Annotated in this window: 23 protein-coding genes and 1 riboswitch; of the genes, 19 read left to right on the top strand and 4 right to left on the bottom strand. The window is 32.0% G+C overall.

Translation table 11 applies throughout. The features are described 5' to 3' along the window. Positions 1 to 117 precede the first annotated feature (117 nt). A riboswitch (cobalamin riboswitch) is annotated at positions 118 to 401 on the top strand. A 92-nt stretch (positions 402 to 493) separates the two neighbouring features. The 14 genes from ACYQ0O_RS05625 to cobJ all read left to right on the top strand — a co-directional run bounded on the left by ACYQ0O_RS05625 (position 494) and on the right by cobJ (position 11589). Further along, positions 494 to 1507, top strand: coding sequence for a FecCD family ABC transporter permease (locus ACYQ0O_RS05625; protein WP_459891442.1), 1014 nt, complete (start codon positions 494 to 496; stop codon positions 1505 to 1507). A gap of 2 nt (positions 1508 to 1509) precedes the next feature. Then, complete coding sequence (locus ACYQ0O_RS05620; protein ID WP_459891440.1) at positions 1510 to 2313, top strand: ABC transporter ATP-binding protein; 804 nt, start codon at positions 1510 to 1512, stop codon at positions 2311 to 2313. Further along, positions 2303 to 3283 carry an ABC transporter substrate-binding protein gene (locus ACYQ0O_RS05615; protein ID WP_459891438.1) on the top strand — a complete coding sequence of 327 codons (981 nt, stop codon included), beginning with the start codon at positions 2303 to 2305 and terminating at the stop codon, positions 3281 to 3283. Before ACYQ0O_RS05620 ends, ACYQ0O_RS05615 begins: the two co-directional genes overlap by 11 nt. 25 nt (positions 3284 to 3308) lie before the next feature. Then, positions 3309 to 4028 carry a precorrin-2 C(20)-methyltransferase gene (gene cobI, locus ACYQ0O_RS05610; protein ID WP_459891436.1) on the top strand — a complete coding sequence of 240 codons (720 nt, stop codon included), beginning with the start codon at positions 3309 to 3311 and terminating at the stop codon, positions 4026 to 4028. A 1-nt stretch (position 4029) separates the two neighbouring features. Beyond that, the gene (locus tag ACYQ0O_RS05605; protein ID WP_459891433.1) at positions 4030 to 5067 is read left to right on the top strand and encodes a hypothetical protein; all 1038 of its coding nucleotides are present in this window, start codon (positions 4030 to 4032) and stop codon (positions 5065 to 5067) included. 68 nt (positions 5068 to 5135) lie between these two features. Further along, the gene (locus tag ACYQ0O_RS05600; RefSeq protein ID WP_459891431.1) at positions 5136 to 5768 is read left to right on the top strand and encodes a precorrin-8X methylmutase; all 633 of its coding nucleotides are present in this window, start codon (positions 5136 to 5138) and stop codon (positions 5766 to 5768) included. A gap of 80 nt (positions 5769 to 5848) precedes the next feature. Continuing rightward, positions 5849 to 6085, top strand: coding sequence for a hypothetical protein (locus tag ACYQ0O_RS05595; RefSeq protein WP_459891429.1), 237 nt, complete (start codon positions 5849 to 5851; stop codon positions 6083 to 6085). A gap of 1 nt (position 6086) precedes the next feature. Beyond that, positions 6087 to 6317: a DUF2283 domain-containing protein gene (locus tag ACYQ0O_RS05590; RefSeq protein WP_075068791.1), complete on the top strand. Its 231-nt coding sequence runs from the start codon at positions 6087 to 6089 to the stop codon at positions 6315 to 6317. Between the two features lie 47 nt (positions 6318 to 6364). Further along, the gene (locus tag ACYQ0O_RS05585) at positions 6365 to 7459 is read left to right on the top strand and encodes a cobalt-precorrin-5B (C(1))-methyltransferase (protein ID WP_459891425.1); all 1095 of its coding nucleotides are present in this window, start codon (positions 6365 to 6367) and stop codon (positions 7457 to 7459) included. A 4-nt stretch (positions 7460 to 7463) separates the two neighbouring features. Beyond that, positions 7464 to 7775, top strand: a complete 312-nt coding sequence (locus tag ACYQ0O_RS05580) for a J domain-containing protein (protein WP_459891423.1) — start codon at positions 7464 to 7466, stop codon at positions 7773 to 7775. Between the two features lie 11 nt (positions 7776 to 7786). Then, positions 7787 to 9004 (top strand): precorrin-6y C5,15-methyltransferase (decarboxylating) subunit CbiE, encoded by a 1218-nt coding sequence (gene cbiE, locus ACYQ0O_RS05575; protein WP_459891421.1) that lies wholly within the window; start codon positions 7787 to 7789, stop codon positions 9002 to 9004. A 24-nt stretch (positions 9005 to 9028) separates the two neighbouring features. After that, positions 9029 to 9784, top strand: coding sequence for a precorrin-4 C(11)-methyltransferase (gene cobM, locus ACYQ0O_RS05570; protein ID WP_459891419.1), 756 nt, complete (start codon positions 9029 to 9031; stop codon positions 9782 to 9784). After that, complete coding sequence (locus ACYQ0O_RS05565; protein WP_459891417.1) at positions 9768 to 10823, top strand: cobalt-precorrin 5A hydrolase; 1056 nt, start codon at positions 9768 to 9770, stop codon at positions 10821 to 10823. The genes cobM and ACYQ0O_RS05565 overlap by 17 nt, the downstream gene beginning before the upstream one ends. Positions 10824 to 10833: 10 nt before the next feature. Next, positions 10834 to 11589: a precorrin-3B C(17)-methyltransferase gene (gene cobJ, locus ACYQ0O_RS05560; protein ID WP_459891415.1), complete on the top strand. Its 756-nt coding sequence runs from the start codon at positions 10834 to 10836 to the stop codon at positions 11587 to 11589. Positions 11590 to 11832: 243 nt separating this feature from the next. On the opposite strand, the gene ACYQ0O_RS05555 is transcribed toward cobJ, so the two are convergent. The 4 genes from ACYQ0O_RS05555 to ACYQ0O_RS05540 are packed head-to-tail and all read right to left on the bottom strand — an operon-like array spanning position 11833 to position 17175. Then, the gene (locus ACYQ0O_RS05555) at positions 11833 to 14358 is read right to left on the bottom strand and encodes a response regulator (protein ID WP_459891413.1); all 2526 of its coding nucleotides are present in this window, start codon (positions 14356 to 14358) and stop codon (positions 11833 to 11835) included. An 11-nt stretch (positions 14359 to 14369) separates the two neighbouring features. Beyond that, a complete protein-coding gene (locus ACYQ0O_RS05550) occupies positions 14370 to 15182 on the bottom strand; it encodes a CheR family methyltransferase (protein WP_459891411.1) in 813 nt (270 codons plus the stop codon). Next, positions 15179 to 16498, bottom strand: a complete 1320-nt coding sequence (locus tag ACYQ0O_RS05545; RefSeq protein WP_459891409.1) for an HDOD domain-containing protein — start codon at positions 16496 to 16498, stop codon at positions 15179 to 15181. Before ACYQ0O_RS05545 ends, ACYQ0O_RS05550 begins: the two co-directional genes overlap by 4 nt. A gap of 11 nt (positions 16499 to 16509) precedes the next feature. Then, positions 16510 to 17175 (bottom strand): ATP-binding protein, encoded by a 666-nt coding sequence (locus ACYQ0O_RS05540; protein ID WP_075068802.1) that lies wholly within the window; start codon positions 17173 to 17175, stop codon positions 16510 to 16512. A gap of 138 nt (positions 17176 to 17313) precedes the next feature. Between ACYQ0O_RS05540 and ACYQ0O_RS05535 the strand changes: the two genes are divergently transcribed. The 5 genes from ACYQ0O_RS05535 (at position 17314) to ACYQ0O_RS05515 (ending at position 20831) form a co-directional block, all read left to right on the top strand. Beyond that, entirely contained in the window at positions 17314 to 17712 is a 399-nt protein-coding gene (locus ACYQ0O_RS05535) for a response regulator (RefSeq protein ID WP_459891407.1), read from the top strand. Beyond that, positions 17663 to 19153 carry a hypothetical protein gene (locus tag ACYQ0O_RS05530; RefSeq protein WP_459891405.1) on the top strand — a complete coding sequence of 497 codons (1491 nt, stop codon included), beginning with the start codon at positions 17663 to 17665 and terminating at the stop codon, positions 19151 to 19153. The genes ACYQ0O_RS05535 and ACYQ0O_RS05530 overlap by 50 nt, the downstream gene beginning before the upstream one ends. A gap of 62 nt (positions 19154 to 19215) precedes the next feature. Then, the gene (locus tag ACYQ0O_RS05525) at positions 19216 to 19533 is read left to right on the top strand and encodes an Hpt domain-containing protein (protein ID WP_459891403.1); all 318 of its coding nucleotides are present in this window, start codon (positions 19216 to 19218) and stop codon (positions 19531 to 19533) included. After that, entirely contained in the window at positions 19512 to 20585 is a 1074-nt protein-coding gene (locus ACYQ0O_RS05520; protein ID WP_459891401.1) for an HD-GYP domain-containing protein, read from the top strand. The genes ACYQ0O_RS05525 and ACYQ0O_RS05520 overlap by 22 nt, the downstream gene beginning before the upstream one ends. A 78-nt stretch (positions 20586 to 20663) precedes the next feature. After that, positions 20664 to 20831, top strand: coding sequence for a cob(I)yrinic acid a,c-diamide adenosyltransferase (locus ACYQ0O_RS05515; RefSeq protein WP_459891399.1), 168 nt, complete (start codon positions 20664 to 20666; stop codon positions 20829 to 20831). Positions 20832 to 21006 lie beyond the last annotated feature (175 nt).

Genomic DNA, 21006 nt, shown 5'->3' with positions numbered 1-21006 from the left:
ACTAACCATGCTTATCCTTTGCAAGGAATTTATTTGGTTTAGACTAGGTTTATCATTTTAATAAGCTTGGGTTTAAGTTTTGCTTGAAGAATTTTATTATCTCTATTAATAGAAAATTCATCTGATGAACATTCAGGTGCCCATTTGGGCTTAAAAGGGAATCCCGTGAAAATCGGGAACGAACCCATCGCTGTGATAGGGGGACGAAAGCTGCAGTGGGCCACTTTCCCCCGCCACCTTTTCAAGTGAAGGACTTGCTATTTGCTAGTAGCAGTGTGTGAAGGTCAAAAACTTTTTGCTTCACCTACGTCCTTGCTTAAAAAGGTGGCGGGGAGGGGGGAAGGCGCAGTGAGTAGATTGATCCCTAGAGTCAGAAGACCTGCCTGAATGGAGCTGGATCTCGCCCTGGGAAGGTGAGCATCCTTAAAAAGACCTGGATGAAAATGGGACATCCTGGTTTGTCAAAGGATATAAGACAAACTGGGATTTTTTTATGAAAAAATTTTACTTCCAACTTGTTTTAGCAGCTTTTTTTCTTCTACTAACCCTGTTTTTTTCTCTATCCCAAGGATTTGTAAAGATTCCTTTCTTGGAAGTTGTAAAGATAATCTCTTCCAAACTTACAGGCATAACCTGTAAAAATATTTCCACTATCCACTATTCCATTATATGGGATGTAAGGCTTCCTCGCATAATATGTGCTGCCTTAGTTGGTGGGGCCCTGTCCATCTGTGGGGTTGTTTTTCAGGGGATACTATTAAATCCCCTTGCTGACCCATACACCCTTGGAATCTCTGCAGGGGCTGCATTTGGTGCATCTTTGGCCCTGTTATTTGGTATGAGTTTTTTGGGAATCTATACTGTACCTTTTTTCGCCTTTGTATTTGGTCTTGTTACACTCCTGGTGGTTATATACCTTTCATCCACCTCCAGCAGTGGGATATCTTCCAACAATCTTATCCTCTCAGGGGTTATAGTATCAGCAATACTTTCAGCAGGGATCAGTTTTTGTAAATACCTGGCACAGGAGAGGGTCTCAGTGATTGTATTTTGGCTACTTGGCAGTTTTGCCTCTTCAACCTGGACAAGTGGACTGCTTATATTGCTCTGTTTAATTGTCTCTTTTGCAGTATTTATATTTTACTTTAGGGATCTAAACCTGCTCAGCCTGGGCGGAAAAACTGCATCTTCAATGGGTGTGGACCCAAAAAAGGTGAGGATCTTACTACTTGTCTTTTCTTCTCTTTTAACAGGGGTTTGTGTTTCTTTTTCTGGGATAATAGGATTTGTGGGACTGCTTGTTCCCCATATGGTGAGGTCAGTAGTAGGTCCAAATCACCTGAAACTTCTGCCTGCATCCCTTATTGCCGGCGCAATAATGTTGACTCTGGCAGATACCTTGACAAGGGCGTATCTCCCCACTGAAGTCCCAATAGGCGTGTTAACAGCCCTGATTGGTGGTCCATTTTTTTGCTATATCTTTAGGAAAAAACAGGTGGGTTTTTGAAGGTGGATAGACAAATCTTAGAGGCAAAAGACATCTCTTTTTCATACAATAATGAACCAGTTTTAAAAGATATATCCCTTAAATTTTGCCAGGGGAAATTTTATGGTATTCTTGGGCCAAATGGAAGCGGTAAATCCACATTGCTTGATATATTAATGGGCTATAAATTCCCAGACAGGGGCAGGGTCCTTTTATATGGTAAGGAGATAAGATCTTTAAAAAAATCAGAAATAGCAAAAAGGATTTCATATGTACCCCAGAGTTTTAGTGTCAACTTTCCCTTTACTGTAGATGAGATAATAACCATGGGGAGATATCCCTATGTGAAGAGATTTTCCCTTCCATCTATAGAGGATATTGAAATTGTAAGGGAGGTGGAAAGGAAGGTGGATGTATTTGACCTTAGAAAAAAACTCATAACAGAGCTAAGTGGAGGTGAGAAACAACGTGTTATGATAGCAAGGGCCCTTGCCCAGGATACTCCAATCTTTCTTTTAGACGAACCAACTTCTAACCTGGACATAAAACACAGTTTGAAAATACTCTCTATATTTAAGAAAAATGTAATCTATAAAAGAAGTTGTGTAATATGTGTATTCCACAACATTAATGAGGCTACCTCTTTTTGTGATGAACTTATATTTTTAAAACAGGGAAAAGTTATTGAGTCTGGTCCTTCCAGCAAAGTAATTAGTGAAGATATTTTGAAAGAGGTGTTTGAGGTAGATGTTAAACTAAGGTTTGAGGAAAGATTAAATTGTTATCAGGTGTTATTTTTAAATGGAGGTTTTGAAAATGAAAAATAGGTTACTCGCTTTTTCATTAGTTTGCATTGTTTATCTAGTTGTAGGGGTAAGCACAATATACGCATTTAAGCTGGATAATGATATTATAATTGATGATAAAGGAAGACATGTAAAAGTAATCAGGCCTTACACAAGGATAATATCTTTGTATCCTGCCCATACTGAAAATATTTGTGCACTAAATAGTGCTAAAGAATTAGTTGGAATATCCATAAGTGATACCTATCCAAAATATATTTTAAATAAAATTAGATTCTCATATCATTTTGGAGTAGAGCGATTTCTGGCTGTAAAACCTGATTTGATATTAATCAGACCAATGATAGATTTTGCCTATCCTGGTTTAATAAAAAAATTTGAAAAAGAAAATATAACTGTTATCTCTCTTCAGCCAAATAATATATCTTCCTTATATACGTATTGGAAGATATTGGGGAAGATTACTGGTCATGAAAAACTTTCAGGAGATATGATTTCTGATTTTAAAAATAGTATTTTATTTTTTAAATCAATTAATAATAAAATTAAAAATAAAAAAAAGGTCTATTTTGAATCAATACACAGAAAGTTTAAGACATTTTCCAGAGATTCTATCCCAATTTTTGTCTTAACATGTGCAGGGGGAATAAATATAGCAAAGGATGCATATCAGGTAAGACATTCAAATATTGCTGATTATGGAAAAGAAAAATTACTATCAAAAGCATCTAAAATAGATGTTTTTATATCCCAATATGGACGTATGAATAGAATCAGGGTTGAAGATATTATAAAAGAACCTGGATTTGAAATAATCAAGGCAGTGAAAAATAAAGAAGTATATACAGTTGATGAGGAATTAACATCAAGGCCAACACTCAGGCTCTTAATGGGTATTTATGAAATTGGGCATATTTTATATCCACATTACTATAATAGCAAAGTGAAACAAAAGGTAGAGATGGTATTAAAAAAATATTATAAGAAATAGATATTATTAATTTTAGGAGATTACTATGGGCAAACAGGGTAAATTGTATGGAATAGGGGTAGGTCCAGGAGATCCAGAGCTTATTACAGTCAAGGCAGTAAAGATTTTAGAGAGAGTAGATGTAGTGTATTCTGCGTGTTCAACCAAGAATAAACACTCCCTTGCCTTTGAAATTGCATCTAAATATATCCCTGATAAAACCCAGTGTGTTTTTTTGCCATTTCCTATGGTATTGAATAAGGAAGAAGCAAAAACATACTGGGAATCCCATGCACAAAGAATTGTCAAAGATATAGAATCAGGAAAAGATATTGCATTTTTGACCCTTGGAGATCCACTGATATATTCTACTTTTGGGTATTTACTAAGATATATTCAAGAAATAGCTCCGTCTGTGGAAATATGTATAGTTCCTGGCATCACTTCCTATCAGGCTGCAGCAGCTGTGACAAAGACTGTACTTGCTGAAGGAGAAGAACTACTTACTGTTGTATCAGGGGTAAAGGGGGGTGATCATTTAAGAAAGGTTTCAGATTTGTGTGAGAATATTGTTTTTTTAAAGGCCTACAAGAACATAGATGACATACTTTCCTCCCTAAAAGAGACAGGCAGGATAAATTCCAGTCATGCTGTTATAAGGTGTGGCTTTAAAGATCAAAAAATTATAGAAAATATTCAAGAGTTAAAGGGCAAAAAGCCCGTATACTGGACATTAATAATATCAAAAAAAGGCTGTTTAAAATAGTATGAAAAAAGGCTCCAGTTCCATTATCCTATCTTTTGCTTTGAGTATAGTGCTTATCTATTTTATATTTAGATTTGGCCATGTAACAGGACCAGTTTTTCTTAAAAAAGTATTATTTCCTCTGGTTAGGATGCTATTTTTTATATCAATAGGGCTGGTAATAGGAGAGATAATTGAGGCCACTGGATGGACCAGGTATCTTGCAGTTATTGCCAAGCCCCTTTTTAAGTTTGCCCATTTGGATGAGAGGTGTGCTGCTACATTTACTGTGGCATTTTTCTCTGGGGTGGGTGCAAATACCATGCTCTATAATTTTTATAAAAATGGAAAGATAGATAAAAAAGAGGTGATTTTGACAAATATTATGAATCAGTTACCTGCCTTTTTTTTGCATCTTCCATCAACAATCTTTATTATCATACCTTTGACTGGAAAAGCTGGGATTGTGTACCTTGTCCTGGTCTTTACAGCAATTATCCTCAGGATATTTTTGCTATCTTTATTTGGACATTTTTTTCTTGAGGAGGAAGAGTCATCTATTCAGTTGGATAATAAAGAAATTATCCAAAAGACTTTTAAACATAAACAGGATATACCCAGAAGGATCTTAAAAAAGGTTCCAAAAAGGATACTCCATATAGTAAAATTTGTTTTTCCAATCTTTTTAGGGGTATTTTTGCTAAAACAACTGGGAGTATTTGATGGTTTGAGAGATATAATAGCATCTACATTAATTGGTAAGATTATGCCTGTTGAGAGCCTTTCCATGGTTGTTTTATCTTTTATTGCAGATTATACATCGGGATTTGTTACTGCAGGGGCCCTGCTTTCACAACATGTACTTACATTTAAACAGGGGGTTATTGCCATTTTGCTTGGCAATATAATTGCCATTCCCATGAGGGCATTGAGACATCAATTGCCACGTTTTTTGGGGATATTTTCACCTGGTCTGGGGACCCAGGTCCTTGTTATAGGACAGCTTACAAGGGCTATTTCCCTTATAGTTGTGGGGACTATATACTTTTTTGTTTTTTGAGTATAATCTTAACCTGAGTTTATCAAAATGATAGACGTTGGGTAAAAGAGATAGCTACAGGAGTCAATATGATAAAGATTATGGATCCAATGGAGATAGAAAAAAGATCTTTTGAGATAATCGAGCAGGAGACCAAAAAATTGAAAGGGGATATTCCCTTTTCAGATGAGGAGTGGATAATAGTTAGACGTCTTATTCACACAACTGCGGATTTTGATATCCTGGACAACGTAGTTTTTCATAAAGATAGTATATCTGCAGGAAAAAAGGCAATTAAAAATGGATGTGTGATTGTAACAGACACAAATATGGCAAAATCAGGAATAAGCAAGGCCAGGCTATCCAAATTTAATCTGGAAGTCCATTGTTTTGTATCAGATGGTGATGTGGCAGAGGAGGCCAGAAAAAGAAATTGCACAAGGTCTATGATTGCAGTAGAAAAGGCCTTGTCAATGGATAAGGATATAATTTTTGGCATTGGAAATGCGCCAACTGCATTGTTTCATCTCATTGATTTAATGGAAAAAGGCCAGGCAAAACCTGCCCTTATTTTGGGGATGGTTGTGGGGTTTGTAGGGGCTGCTGAGGCAAAGGATGAGCTTATATCAAAATCCAGTGTCCCATATATTGCACTTAAAGGTAGGAAAGGTGGATCACCCCTTATTTCTGCCACAATAAATGCACTTTTGGATCTGTGTTAATTAAATGTAGTGTAGATAAGTTATATTTTAATTTTTGATAAACACAAAAGAATTTTGATGGTTTTAGTTAGGAGCATTACATGAAGACTACTAGATATTTTGAATATACAAAAAAGAGACCTGATAGAGCTCAAATTAAGCAAGAATGGATAGAATATGTAATAAAATATCCTAAAAAGATTGAAATTCAATCTGATGGAAGGATTAGAAAATGGGCCAAGATAAAAGAGATAAATAAGTATCTTAGAGTAATTTTATTAGAAGATGGAGAAACTGTTCATAATGCATTTTTTGATAGAACGTTTAAGGAGGATTAAAATGAAGGTAAAATATTTCTCAGATACTGATACAGCTCTAATAGAGTTTACAGATAATGAAGTATATGAGACTAAAGAAATTAGTGAAAATATTTATATTGATTTAGACAATAAAGGCAATCTAGTAAGTATGACCATTGAACATGCAAAGGCAAATGCAGGATTGGGCGAGATTTCCTATATGGAAATCGTTTCTTCACAGGATGATGATTTAATTGAACAATATGTTTAAATTATCTGCTCCTATTTTTGGATTTGTAAAAAACATTAGTTTTTAAAATGGCGCAAAAAACAAAATTAAGAATAGGTTATACTACAGGCTCATGTGCCACTGCTGCTGCAATGGCTGGTGTTATGGCTATTTTAGACAGGGAACCGGAGATAGTCCATGTGCCAACTCCAATTGGGAAGAAACTCAGGATACCTATTTTTCAGGTTTATAAAAAGGGATGTTTTGCCAGAGTATGGGTAAAAAAGGATGCTGGAGATGATCCAGATGTAACCCATGGAGCCCTTGTTGGTGCAAGGGTGGTTGTGGAACCCTGGGACAGAGAAAGTGTTGTTGAAATTTTTGGGGGAAGGGGAGTTGGAGTTGTCACAAAACCTGGCCTTCCAGTAAAAATGGGCTATGCAGCCATAAATCCAACGCCCAGGGAACAGATAGTAAGGGGTGTTTTGTATACCCTATCCAACCTCGGTGTTAGGGCCAGGGTATGTGTTATTGTGGAAGTTGAAGATGGTGAAAAAATCGCCAAAAAAACCTTAAATCCAAGGTTGGGTATCCTTGGGGGTGTGTCCATATTGGGCACCAGGGGTACAGTGATTCCATATTCTGCTGAGGCATATAAAGAGACAATAACCTTGGCAATGGATGTTGCAAAAAAAATTGGTGTGGCTCATATAGGGCTTACAACGGGTGGTAGGAGCGAGAGGTTACTTATGGGGAAGCTTTCCCATCTTCCAAAGGAAGCATTTATCCAGATTGCAGACTTTTTTTATTTTGCTCTAAAGTGCGCTAAAGATAAAGGATTCTCAACGGTTAGTTTTGGTGTGTTTCCTGGAAAATTAATTAAAATGGCACAGGGATATAAATATACCCATGCAAAACACACCAAGATAGATTTTAATCTACTATCAAAATGGGCAGAAGATGTTGGTTTTTCTAAAGATGTGTGCTATGAGATAAAGGGAGCAAATACAGGAAGACATGTGATGGAGATAATAGATAGAGATAAACAAAAAAAGATAGCCTTTATAGAATCTCTTTGTAAAAGGGCCATTTTAGTTGGAAAAAGATTCTCTGATAATAGTCTTAATATTGCATATTATGTATTTGACTACTCAGAAGATTTTATATTTTCCTATGCAGGATAGAGTTATGGATACTTTTTCAAGGATTAAAGATGCAAGGAAGTTACTTAATATTGAAGAAAAGTCCTCTATAAAAGAGATTAGAGAAAATTACTTAAAGCTATTAAAAAAATTTCATCCAGATACTGGAGATGGGGATAAAGATAGGTTAAGAGAGATTACAAAAGATATTATAGATGCATATAATTTACTTATGGATTATTGCTATAACTACGAAATTTCTTTTAAAAAAGAGGATGTAGAGAGATTTTTAAAGGACGAGGAGTGGTGGTTTTATAGATTTGGTGAAGATCCCCTGTGGGGAAAAGCAAAAAAATAATATGGAGATATATGATAAAAGTTGTTGGACTTGGTCAAAATTTTTGGGATCTGCCTCCATCATATGAAAAAATAATTAAAGGTGCAGATGTGTTAATTGGAGGAAAACGTCAGCTAGAGCCCTTTGCATGTGTTCAATGTGAAAAAATACCTATAGTGCCTCCAATTGAAAAAGTAATATCTTTAATGGAAAAATATAGGGATAGGGAAGTAGTGGTTCTGGCAGATGGAGATCCCCTTTTTTTTGGAATTGGACAAAGACTCATTAGAGAATTTGGAAGGGATTTTGTTTGTGTATATCCAAATGTATCAGTAGTGCAGAGGGCTGGAGCAAAATTGGGAGTTTCTACAAAAGATATCTTTGTTGTATCTCTGCATGGAAGGGACAATCTATTTGAACTCCTATCTGCAATTTCATGGCATAGATTTGTAGGTGTATATACTGATAGATTTTTTACTCCTTCAAAATTGGCGCAGATTTTTTTACAGCGTCAGATATATGAATTTACTTTCCATGTATTTGAAGATCTCACTGCTCCAGGGGAGAAGGTTAGACATTTATCTGTAGAAGAAGCAGCTAAAATGGATTTTAGTCCCTTAAATTTTTTGATCTTAGAAAGAAGTAAAGAAAAGGAGATAGATCCATATCCTGGAATGGATGATGGTCTGTTTTTTAAAGACAAAAATCAAATAACCAAAAAAGAGGTAAGGGTGATTTCTCTTTCTCAGATGAAACTTTATGATGATTCCATTGTCTGGGATATAGGGGCAGGATCTGGTTCTGTATCAATTGAATCTCTGGTTCTGGCAAAAAAGGGTAGGGTATATGCAATAGAAAAGGATCCAAATAGGGCAAACATGATCAAAGAAAATAGAAAGCGCTTTGGCCTCCATGCAATTGAGGTCATAGAGGACCTTGCACAAAACGTGGTGTTGTCTCTTCCTTCTCCAGATAGGATATTTATTGGTGGAGGTCTTTTAAATTCACCTGAGCTCTTAGGATTGTGTTATGGGAGACTAAAACCTGGTGGCAGGATGGTTATAAATACAGTACTCTATGAGACCTTAGATAGGTGTGTAAAATTTTGTGAGGAAAATAAAATCAAGTTTGATGTTATTTATGTAAATGTAAGTAGGTCTGAGAGTCTGTCTACCACCTTTCGCTTTGTACCCGTTAATCCAGTTATGGTAATAACCATATTTAAACCTAATACAGGTTTATCATTTTGATAAACCTGGGCTAAGGAGAAATAAATGGATGCTAAAGTATATTTTATTGGGGCAGGCCCAGGGGATCCAGATTTAATTACCATAAAGGCAGGCAAAATACTTGAGAAGGCAGATGTGATAGTTTATGCAGGTTCCCTTGTGCCAGAAGGTCTGGTGAGGAGATTTGCAAAAAAAGGGGCACAGATAATAGATTCTGCACCCCTTAACATAAATGAGATACATTCAATTATAAAAGATTCAGTCAAAAAAGGACTTATTGTGGCCAGGGTACATACAGGTGATCCCTCAATCTATGGCACCATCCATGAACAGGTCTATCTCTTAAACAAAGACAACATTGACTATGAAATAATACCAGGTATTAGTGCTGCCTTTGCAACTGCAGCAAGGGCAAAGGTATCTTTTACAGTTCCAGAGGTAGCCCAATCCCTTATAATTACCAGGATGGAGGGAAGAACTAAAGTGCCAGAAAAGGAAAGTTTTGACAGCCTGGCATCTCACAATTGTCCAATGGCAATATATCTTTCAGCATCTAAGGTGGATGATCTGGTTGATAAATGTATAAGAGCTGGTTATCCAGAAGACACAAATGTTGTTGTGGGATATAAGGTTGGATGGAAGGATGAAAAATTAATTAAGACAGATCTAAAAAACTTAAAAGATGCTGTTAAATCAAATAATATTAATAGACAGGCGGTTTTTTTGATATTGCCAGATAGTAAACAGGTGTTTTTTTCAAAACTATATGACCCTGAGTTTTCCCATGGATACAGAAAATAAAATAGCCATATATGTGTTAAATAGATATGGACTTCCAGTTGCAAATAAGATCTTAAAAGAAATAAGATATGTGGATGTTTTTTTTAAAGATAATATAGATGGTGGTGAAAATAGGAGTCATGCTTTTTCAAGTCTAAAATCTGTTGTAGTAGAAAACTTTGCAAAATATAGGGCACATGTTTTTATATGCGCAACTGGCATAGTAGTGAGAATAATATGCCCCCTCATTGATTCTAAAGACACTGACCCTGCAATAGTGGTAATAGATCCTGTTGGCAAATTTGTAATAAGCCTTTTATCTGGTCACCTTGGAGGGGCAAATTCCCTGGCAACAAGAATTGCCCAGATAATAGATGCAACTCCAGTTATCACAACGGCTACAGATTCTTTTCATCTGCCTGCAATTGACAATATTGCAAGAGAGTTAGATATGTCAATTGATGATATATCAAAGATAAAAGAAATAAATTCAGCAATATTAAATCATGATCCATTGGTTGTATATGATCCCTTAAATCTTTTAAATATAAGATCCTATTTCCCAGATAGTTATCCATTAACCATTATAGATAAAGTAGATAAATTTAAAAGGGAAGATATTGGAATTATATGTGACTATAAAGACCATAGAGTTCATAGAAATAAAATTATTTTATATCCAAAGGTATTATATGTTGGTATAGGATGTAATAAAAATACAGATGTATCAGAGATTTTAGATCTCATTTATGATGTTTTTGGTAAACAAAATCTAGCAATTCAATCAATTTATGCAATAGTTACTACTTCTAAAAAAAGAAATGAAAATGGAATAATTGAGCTTGCAAAGATTTTAAAGAGAAAATTGATATTTATAGATCACTCAAATTTAGACTTAATAGATGTCCCAAATCCATCTAAAAATGTAAAAAAACACATGGGCGTTTATAGCGTAAGTGAGGCTTCTGCTATTATTGCATCAAAGGGAAAAATAATAGTTGAAAAGAAAAAGTCCAAAAATGCCACAGTGGCTGTGGCTTTAAAGAATTTAAATTTATGAGGAGTATAAAATGGATCTACCTAAACTCTATGTTGTTGGAATAGGTCCTGGTGGGGACGAGCATCTAAGCTATATTGCCAAAAAGACCATTGAAAAATCAGATGTTATTGTTGGATATAAAACGTATATAGAGCTAATTAATCATTTAATTGATACACAAGAGGTATATTCCACACCAATGATGGGTGAGATAAAAAGGTGTGAGGCAGCAATTGAGTATGCATTGAAGGGTAGGGTTACAACAGTTGTGTGCAGTGGAGATGCTGGCATATATGGACTATCTGGTCTAATTTTAGAGCTTTTGGAAAAAAAAGGGCTGCTTGATGAGATTTACGTAGAAATAATTCCTGGTATTCCAGCATTTGTTGCATGTGCAGCAGTCCTTGGAGCCCCTTTAATGCACGATTTTGCATCAGTAAGCTTAAGTGATTTAATGACTCCCTGGGATATTATAAAAAAGAGGATAAGACTTTGTGGAGAAGGGGATTTTGTAACAGTTATATATAATCCAAAGTCAAAAAAAAGAGACTGGCAGATAAAAGAGGCTATAAACATATTAAGAGACTATAGAGATGATAGAACTCCTGTTGGCATTGTAAAAAATGCAACAAGGAATGGAGAAGAAATAGTTATAACCAATATATCCAATATAGATTATGATGAAATTGATATGTTTTCCCTAATTATTGTAGGAAATTCAAAGACCAGAAATATTGGGAAATACATTGTCACTCCCAGAGGTTATATGGAAAAATATAGGATTTAATTTCTATTTGATTGTCTTAAAAGTAGCTATTGATCCAGGTTTATCAAAACCTGATATGACATATACTTTAGTGCCCATTTCAATGTTGCCTTAGGGGGTAAGGTATTAGTTGCCAAGGGGCCATCATCCGGGTAAAACGAGCAGATATTATATTTTGTGTTTTTAATTAACTAGTTTATATTATTGTTAATTTATGCTAAAATCACCTGAAAAAGGTGAAAGTCCTGTTAAAATATAACTTTTTTATATTGTTTGATTTGTTTTTTCAAGGTGGTCCAGGTCTGGCATCACCTTCTTTATTTTTGCAATGAAATTTTCGATGTTAATGGGTTTTAATATTACATCAGAAAAGCCCATTTCCTTTAATTTTTCTATTTCTTTTTTAAAGACCATTGCAGTAAAAGCTATTACAGGAATATTTTTTAGCTTCTCATTTTCTTTAATATGCGTCAGGGTTTCATATCCATCCATTTTGGGCATATGGAGATCTAATAGAATTAAGTCATAACAATGTTTTGAAAGAAGATCTAATGCCTCAATTCCATTTGATGCTTCATCAATAATTATATTGTATTTTTTTAGAACTTCTTTTATAAGATACCTATTGGCAATATTATCTTCTACTAGTAGAATTTTTTTTCTTTCATTTTTGTCTGTTTCTACTTGGTCTCTTCCTCCGGTTAAGGAATCAGCAATATAAAGCTTATCAGATTCAGTATCTATTTTATTTGAGTCAATTTTTTCTGGTTTATATTGTAAAGTAATTTTTTGTATAATGGATTTTAAATATGACTTAGTATCCTTTCCTTTAATAAATATGGACTTTATATAATCTCCATAAGTTTCAATTAAATCAGGTTTTATATCCATAGCAGTAATTATTACAACTTTAGCAGTTATATTATTCTCTTTTAAATGTTCTAAGAATTCATACCCATCCATCTTAGGCATATTTAAATCTAAAAAAATTAGGTCAATTTTTTGATTAGATAAGGCTTTTATAGCTTCTATTCCATTTGAAGCCGTAAGTATTATAGACTTAGGATCTATTTCTTTGATCAATGATGATATTTCTTTTACAGTCATAAAATCATCGTCTACTATTAAGAAAGTGAGTTTTTTATTTAATTCATTAGAAGTGAAATCAGGTAACTTGCTTTTTATACGTTCTATTTTATTAGTTTTCTCTACATCTACTTGATCTTCACTTATATTCATAGGACTTCCATATCTTCTTGGCAGGACAATAGAAAAGGTAGTTCCTTTATTTGGCTTACTCTTAACAAATATATTACCGCCTAATATATCTAACAATTTTTTTGTAAGGGGAAGGCCAAGACCAGTTCCCTGTATAATTTTTTTTGATTCAATACGCCGAAAAGCTTCAAATATTGTATCTAATAGTTCCTGTTTTATGCCAATGCCAGTATCTCTAATATCTATCCTGATATTATTTTGATCTATTTCTTTGGCAATTACCTCTATTTTCCCTCTTTCTGTGTATTTTACAGCATTGGACAGTAAATTTAATAAGATTTGAACTAATTTATGTCTGTCTGTAACCAGATTATTATTTGTCAAATTGTTTTCAATTATAAGTTCAAGACCTTTCTGGTCACATTGAGGTTTGACAATATGTTTTACATAATCAAAAACTTCTTTTAAAGAGAATTCTTCACAATTGACCTCCATTTTTCCAGATTCTATCTTGCTTAGATCAAGGACATCATTAATTATATTTAAAAGCTGTGTCCCACTGGTATAGATTAATTTAATCTTTTCTTTAATGGATTCATCTGATATAGGTTCTTTTAATATTAATTCAGAGAGCCCTATAATTGAATTAAGTGGAGTCCTTAGTTCGTGAGCCATATTAGCCAAAAATTCAGACTTATATCTTTCTAACTGTGCCAATTTTTTGTTGGTCTCTTCCAACTCAGACTTTTGAGCATGTAATTCTTCTGTCTGGGCCTCTAGTTCTTCACTTTGAGCTTGAAGCTCTTTATTTTGTGCCAGTAATATTTTGTTTTTTTCTTCAAGGGAATCTTTTAATTTTTTTATCTCCTTTTGGACTTTTATGTGATCCATTATTATACCTATCTGTACCATCACTTTTTCCATGAGGGCCAAAATATCATTGGGAATTTTGTATATGGCTAAGCACTCTAATACTCCAATAACATGATCGCTGTAATAGATAGGAAAATAATATACATAAAAATTATCCAAAGAGATATTAAATGACCTAAAAGAATATTTCTTATGATAATTGGTTATATCAAGAAAATATACCTTTTTTGTTAAGATTGCCTGTCTGCCAATAAATTTTTCAAAAGATATTTGTTTATTATCATGAAATTTAGTAGATTTTGCATAACTATATTTTACAACCAATTTTTTATCCTTTTCATAATATGAAAATGCGGTAGCCGAAAAAATTATTCCTTTATCAATAAATAACCTTATAAATCTTGAGAATAGATCATGGTATGTCCTAATCCCAACAAAATTAGATAAAATTTCTATGTATAGATTTTTTAATCTAAGGGCATCTTTTTCTTCTTGAAAAATTCTTTTTGTTCTCAATATACCAAAGAATAATATTACCAATAAAACTAATCCAAGTATAAAAAATAAACGGTGATAAATAGCAATATGATCTCGAATAAAAAGAAATAATATAGTACCAATAAAAAATATTATTATGGTTATCACTACAAATAATATCAAAAAAAATAAGTTATCTTTTGTTTTTGATATAATCTTCATGTTTTTATTTCCTATTTTATAAGTTTAAATATTTTTATGCCCTTACAAACTTGTTTGAATAACGGAGTATATATATTGGGTATATATTCAGAAGTACCTAGTATTAAATAACCATCTTTTTCTAATATATTGATAATATTCTTAAATAAACGGATTGTTTGATCACTTTTAAAATATAAAAGTATATTTCTGACAAATATAAAGTTATACTTAAAGATACCTTTAATCAGGGAATCCATTTTGAATATGTCCTGTAAGTAGAAAGTAATATTTCCTTTAAAGTAAGCTTTAATTAATTTGAATTCATTATCTGCCACAGTAAAATATTTTTTTAAATAATTATAAGGTACGTGTTGCATAGAATATTCCATATAAACTGCACTTTTTGCTTCCATAATTGCCTCAGGGTCTATATCAAAGGCATCTATGTGAAAATCAAATTGAGGATTTTTATTTTTTCTTTCGTTTAATATCATTGCAATAGAATATGGCTCCTCCCCACTTGAACAACCAATACAAAGTATTTTTATAAATTCCATTTTGTCATGTAGCATATCTTTTACCAGGCGTTCAAAAAAGTAAAAATACAAAGGATCACGAAAAAATTCACTGGTATTTATTAGAAAATATTTGATCAATATATCTAATTCTTGATCTAAGTTTTCAATCAAATATTCATAGTAATCTTCTATACATTTAAATCCCTTAACACTCATTCTCTGTCTTAATCTTCTGAGAATTGTATTTATTTTATATCGATTAAAATCTATATCGGTTTTATCATTAATAATATTAATAATCTTTTTGACAATTTCTTCATTCATATAATCATCTCTTCTGCAATGGAAATTATATATGGTATGTTATATATAATTTGATCTAAAATAGAATTATCAATTTGGAGATTTTCGATAATTTCGTCTATTGTAGCAAAACATTTGGATCTATTGATATTATCTACTCCGATCATAAAATTACTAATAAGCAAATTTGCTAGTGCAATTATTGAAGCTAATCTTCTATGGGCGGCATAGTTAGGGTAGTGATGATATTCTACAATATCTAAGATTCTTGCATCAAGGTTTAATGTTTGTAGATAAAATCTTCCAATTAGACCATGAGCTGTAGACTTTATAGAATTTTCTACAAAGGAAATTATTTCCATCCTTTTTGGGGATGTATAATTTTTAAGTGCATAAAAATCCAAGATTACCTTTCCTATGTCGTGGAATAATCCGCCAATATAAGGAATATTATTAGTTATTCCTAATTGCTCTGCAAGTAATTCGGAGATAAGGGCCACTGATAGTACATGTATTTTATACTCATATAAATTGATGCAATAGGATTGGATATCTTTTTTTACCATGTTTTGAAGGAGTAGATTATTTACAAATTTAAATGTATTTTTTAGACCTACATATAAAATAGCCTGTTTTATATCCTTTATTTTATACTTAGGAGAAATATATGATGAGTTTGCAAATCTTAAAAAATTAACACAAATAAAATCATCTTTCAGCATAATCTCCTCTATTTTTTCAGGAGTAGCCTCTTTGTTTTTTAATCTTATAATTTCAAAGACAGTTTTATTGGGAACAGGAAAGTAATTTGTAGATTTTTTTATATCTTCTAAGATTGATGTGACGTCATATTCATGTTCCATTGATTTTGAGTAGGAGACATAATTAACAGGAGTTATTTCATAACTAAAATCTTTTGTATAAAAATTAATTACCCTGGACACATTCCCTAAACAATCTTCAAATAACAAATCAATATCATAATTTTTTAATATCTTATGACACATATTATAATTTTCTTTCCCAATATCAAAATAATCTGACCTTCCTCCAATATTAGCACCTCCTGCCATAACGGCCTTGTAATCTTTTATTTCACCTGTATAGCCCTTCATGAGATTAAAAAGATGTTCAATACCTGTATCAGCAAATGCAGTAATTTTATCTGTCTTTATATTTTTTTTAAATTTGGGCAACAGAATATGTATACCTCCAACTACTCTAGATTTCTTATGAAACACCACTAATCCGATGCAAGATCCAAGCACTATTTTGATATGTATTTCAGCATCTTTTATTACTTCACATTCACCTACATTTAAATATAATGTCCTCATAATAACTCATATTAAACTAGTAATGGGTTAAAGTCTATATAGACCTTGACTGAATCCTGCTCAAGATACGACTCTATTTTAATTTTAAGAAACTCTGCAATCTCCTTGACTATATTTAACCCAACACCTACGCCTACAATACCATATTTATCCTCTGATATGCAAAATTCAAATATAGACTTAACATCTCTTACTATTGAGATAGGCCTATTTTCTATCTCTATTTTATTTGATTGTAATATCTTGATTGTTACATTGTCTCCAAATCGATATGCATTAGTTAAAAGATTATATAAAATCATATAAAAAGGCTCTCTCAAACATTTTAAATAAGTATGTGAATTTCTTACAAAAACATCTGGTTGACCAGGGACGAGATCAGAGATGTCTAAAAGACTTTCCTTTAGTATATCTTCCAATGTGACATATTCTTCCTGAAAGAAATTTGGATTTTGTGTAAATAAATAATAAAACCTTAAATTTTTGAGTAAACTAAGATAATATGACAGATTTTTGCTTAAATAATTTCCCACATTACCTTCTATTTTAATAGCGACAATCTCTTTTAATGGTCCAAATAAGTTTGCTCCATCATGGTATAACCTTCTCACTAACTTTTCAAATATGGAAAATTTGTAAATTATTGAGCTATGTTCAATACCTTTATCTTTAATCATTTTCTCTTGCCACCAGGGAAGCTTTAAATATTTTTTTTTCAGTAGTTAATACTTGTTACTCTATTGACTCTTTGAAAGAATTAAACTAAAATTTGAATTGAAATCAACTAAAAATTTTCAAAAAAAGAGGAAAGACATATGAGAATCTGGGTGATAGATGATAATCCTCTCCACTCTTCTCTGGTAAGGGCAGTGTTGGAAAATAGGGGAGATGAATATAAAATTTTTTCTTCTGTAAGAGAAATAAAAGAGTTCATTTGTAAAGAAAATTTTGAGCAATTACCTGATATAGTTTTTATTGACTTACACTTAGATAAGGAATCTAGAGGAGAAGATCTATTGGAGTTCTTTAAAACCAATTTAAAAGGAAAATCAATCACCTATATCGCATTTACTGCAGATATTGAGAGCAGGAAGGACTTATTAGATTTGGGTTTTAATAATGTTATTTATAAACCAATTACTAAAGAAAGATTAGAAGCTTTGATTGGGGACATCATCCATGGAACTAAAAAAGACCATAAATATGCTGGATGAAGTTTTCACTGACGTAATTGTTGTAATAAATCAAATAACCAACATTGCTGATGAGCAAATAAAAAAAATAGATCTGGCATCTCAAGTTGTAGATAAAAACTTACAACAATTTATAATCAATATTACACAAAATATAGATCAAATTAGAAAAATGCTAACTAAAAAATTAGTTAATATTGATATAGAAAAGTTAAAATTAGATATTGAAGAGGCTACGAAGACTTTCATAAATATTACAAGTGACTTAGAAATTTTGTCATTAAATACTATATGTCAAACTAAAAACTTAGGGAAGAAAAAGAATATTATTTCGTATATCAGTTATGAAATAAAAAGAGATTCTGATAGGATAAGTCTAATTCTTAATAAGATAAAGAGTCTTTTTAAAGATGCATATGAAACTACAAATACAATTATAGAAGTCTTTGACTCCTTAAAAAGTATGGAATTAGAGGATAAGAAGATAAATATAGAAGAAGTAGAAACTCTACAGTTTAATTCAGATGTATCTAGGATTGCTGAATATTCTCAATTTCATGATATTTTTATGCAACAATTAAATAAAATAGAAGAGGTATACTTAAATATAGATTGGAACAAAGATGGATTATTTCAAAGAGGTCAAAAACTAAAATTTTATGAATCCTCTATTCCTATTTTAAAAGAGATGGTAAGTGATATTTCAATAACTTTAGAAGAGATACTTGAATCTTTACGGGATTATCTATACAATGTTAACACAGATATTCAAAATATGTTTTCTAAAGTTGGAATAACTGAACATTTCCATAGTAAAATAAATAAAAACAGACAACTGTTGCTAAATAATGTGTTAGAGTTAAAAACAAAAATAAAATCTTTTCAAAAAAATATACAAAAGACGGCTGAATATTCTAAAGAATTACTAAGGTTTAAAAAATACTTTTTTAATTTAACTATTGCAACTAAGATTGAAGTAAATAGACTAGGGATTAGTTCCTTACAGAATTTAGTAGGCTCAATGAATAATACTTATAATAACTTAATTTTTTTAACAAAAAAAATTTTAAATACTATTAAAGTATGGAAAGAGCTTTCTGAAGATTTATATCTAACTATTGAAGAAAGTTATAGTACAATATTAAAGTATGAAAATAAATGCATAATGAATGATCTAAAAGAATTAAATAATGCAATAAATGGAGTAGAGGAACAACTAGAGGATATTAAGACTTTACTTACTGAGAAGGATTACATTAAGAAAGTAAAGCTATACAAAAAACAAATTATAAATAGCTTAAATGAGATGATTTTTTTTCTTGAACAAGATTATAAAAAAAACAAATCTTTTTTAGATGAAAAGAAAGTAAATTTAGAAGATTTTAAACTGGGATATGAATCTGTATTTGTTGAAAAAATAAAGGCACATGAAGAAGAAATTTCAACAATAGAGCTCTTTTGATTTTTTATAAAAAACAAGCTAAGTTTTTATTTTTACCAATAAATTTTATTATGGATTAATTTATGGACAAAGAATCTATAATTTCATATATACATCTGGCTTATGGTCTGTCTCGAGAAAATGCAATCAAAATACTTGAAGTAACAAAAAAGTCAATAAATGACTTACTAGAAAAATCCAAAGAAGCAATCACTACTGAGAATTATGATGATATGAAATTTTACCTGCATACCCTGAAAAGTAATTTTGGTTCGCTCGGCCTTAAGGAACTTTCAAATAAAACAATTTACATGGAATTAAAGATCAATCAAGGTAACCACGAAGAACTAAAAGATAATTTATATGAGATCATAACACTATGGACACAGATAAGTTTATAAATGGGGTTTTTAAGGAAAAATCCAATCTTTGGAATTCATCATACAAGGAAACAAACATGGAACAACCGATACTACTTGTGGAAGACGATTTAGCTCAGAGAACGCTTTTGCGTATTCTACTACAAGAGATGGATATTAATGTAATTGAAGCAGAAAATGGGAAAGATGCCCTTAATATATTAAAAAAGAATCCTGATATTCACTTAGTACTTACTGATTTGAGGATGCCTAATTTAGATGGTTTTGACCTTATTAAGGAAATAAGAAAAAATGAGCTAAATTATACTTATATAATTGTAATTACAGTGGAGAGGGATAGGGCTTCTATAATAAAAGCTCTATCCCTAGGTACTGATGACTATGTTTGTAAGCCTGTGATTCCAGAAGAACTCGTCTTACGTATAAAAGATGGTCTTAGATTGCAACAACTAACATCCCATGAACATTTAATTATTGCTATGTCAAAGCTGGCAGAATATCGCAGTCCTGAAACAGGATTTCATATTGAAAGGGTCGCTGGTTATTGTCGAGTTTTGGGATTAAAATTGGCTGAGGATTATCCGAATTTGATAACTAGAACCCAAGTAGAGGAGATTGCGAACCTTAGTGTGCTTCATGATATTGGGAAGGTAACAGTTCCAGACCACATCTTACACAAACCAGGGCGTCTCACAAAGGAAGAATTTGAAATTATTAAATCACATACAACAAATGGCGGAAAAATAATAAAAGAATTATATGATAAACAGAAATTGCAATATTTAAAACTGGTATATGATATTGTAATGTTTCATCATGAAAGATATGATGGACAGGGCTATCCCCATCAATTAAAAGGTGAAGATATCCCTTTATGTGCGAGAATAGTAGCACTAGCAGATGTATACGATGCGGTTACTTCCAAAAGATGCTATAAAGATGCAATTTCTCATGAACAAGCAAGAGAATTAATAATTTCAGAAAAGGGTAAACAGTTTGATCCAATGTTGGTAGATACGTTTATGGTTCTGGAAGATAAATTTATAAAAATAAAGAACAAATTTAAGGATTAGGTTCGTAGAAATTGGAACAATTTGTTGTAATATAGGGTTAATACAAAGGGATAATTAACAAACACATGAGGAGTTTATATGAAGGGTTATGTACAGGTCTATACTGGCAATGGAAAGGGAAAAACAACAGCAGCAATCGGCCTTGCTGTTAGGGTAAGTTTATTAAAATTTTTGATAACATATTGTAATAATTGTAATTTATTTTTTTTTACTACAAATTTTCTAACAGGACTTTCACCTTTTTGAACATTTTTTTGTAATTTTATCAATAAAGTTAACAAGTTAGGCGCAATATATATGTAAGACCCTACTATATTATTACGGCAATCATTAGTTTTTTGTCTAATTTTAGAAAAAACTAGAATACTATCCTTGATATTGTAAGACCCTTCTTGTATAAATATAGTATGACGCATTTGCA

It is taken from the genome of Desulfothermus okinawensis JCM 13304, assembly GCF_054654515.1.
The sequence above is the reverse complement of the archived record's forward strand: the minus strand, read 5'-3'. Positions and strand labels throughout refer to the sequence as shown.

Bases quoted from the DNA above. Each gene is read 5' to 3' on its own strand.
- ACYQ0O_RS05585 (WP_459891425.1), top strand. From the start codon at position 6,365: ATGGCGCAAAAAACAAAATTAAGAATAGGTTATACTACAGGCTCATGT.
- cobM (WP_459891419.1), top strand. From the start codon at position 9,029: ATGGATGCTAAAGTATATTTTATTGGGGCAGGCCCAGGGGATCCAGAT.
- cbiE (WP_459891421.1), top strand. From the start codon at position 7,787: ATGATAAAAGTTGTTGGACTTGGTCAAAATTTTTGGGATCTGCCTCCA.
- ACYQ0O_RS05545 (WP_459891409.1), bottom strand. From the start codon at position 16,498: ATGAGGACATTATATTTAAATGTAGGTGAATGTGAAGTAATAAAAGAT.
- ACYQ0O_RS05590 (WP_075068791.1), top strand. From the start codon at position 6,087: ATGAAGGTAAAATATTTCTCAGATACTGATACAGCTCTAATAGAGTTT.
- cobJ (WP_459891415.1), top strand. From the start codon at position 10,834: ATGGATCTACCTAAACTCTATGTTGTTGGAATAGGTCCTGGTGGGGAC.
- ACYQ0O_RS05515 (WP_459891399.1), top strand. From the start codon at position 20,664: ATGAAGGGTTATGTACAGGTCTATACTGGCAATGGAAAGGGAAAAACA.
- ACYQ0O_RS05600 (WP_459891431.1), top strand. From the start codon at position 5,136: ATGATAAAGATTATGGATCCAATGGAGATAGAAAAAAGATCTTTTGAG.
- ACYQ0O_RS05550 (WP_459891411.1), bottom strand. From the start codon at position 15,182: ATGAATGAAGAAATTGTCAAAAAGATTATTAATATTATTAATGATAAA.
- ACYQ0O_RS05540 (WP_075068802.1), bottom strand. From the start codon at position 17,175: ATGATTAAAGATAAAGGTATTGAACATAGCTCAATAATTTACAAATTT.
- ACYQ0O_RS05525 (WP_459891403.1), top strand. From the start codon at position 19,216: ATGGACAAAGAATCTATAATTTCATATATACATCTGGCTTATGGTCTG.
- ACYQ0O_RS05595 (WP_459891429.1), top strand. From the start codon at position 5,849: ATGAAGACTACTAGATATTTTGAATATACAAAAAAGAGACCTGATAGA.
- ACYQ0O_RS05565 (WP_459891417.1), top strand. From the start codon at position 9,768: ATGGATACAGAAAATAAAATAGCCATATATGTGTTAAATAGATATGGA.
- ACYQ0O_RS05605 (WP_459891433.1), top strand. From the start codon at position 4,030: ATGAAAAAAGGCTCCAGTTCCATTATCCTATCTTTTGCTTTGAGTATA.
- ACYQ0O_RS05580 (WP_459891423.1), top strand. From the start codon at position 7,464: ATGGATACTTTTTCAAGGATTAAAGATGCAAGGAAGTTACTTAATATT.
- ACYQ0O_RS05555 (WP_459891413.1), bottom strand. From the start codon at position 14,358: ATGAAGATTATATCAAAAACAAAAGATAACTTATTTTTTTTGATATTA.
- ACYQ0O_RS05625 (WP_459891442.1), top strand. From the start codon at position 494: ATGAAAAAATTTTACTTCCAACTTGTTTTAGCAGCTTTTTTTCTTCTA.
- ACYQ0O_RS05615 (WP_459891438.1), top strand. From the start codon at position 2,303: ATGAAAAATAGGTTACTCGCTTTTTCATTAGTTTGCATTGTTTATCTA.
- cobI (WP_459891436.1), top strand. From the start codon at position 3,309: ATGGGCAAACAGGGTAAATTGTATGGAATAGGGGTAGGTCCAGGAGAT.
- ACYQ0O_RS05535 (WP_459891407.1), top strand. From the start codon at position 17,314: ATGAGAATCTGGGTGATAGATGATAATCCTCTCCACTCTTCTCTGGTA.
- ACYQ0O_RS05520 (WP_459891401.1), top strand. From the start codon at position 19,512: ATGGACACAGATAAGTTTATAAATGGGGTTTTTAAGGAAAAATCCAAT.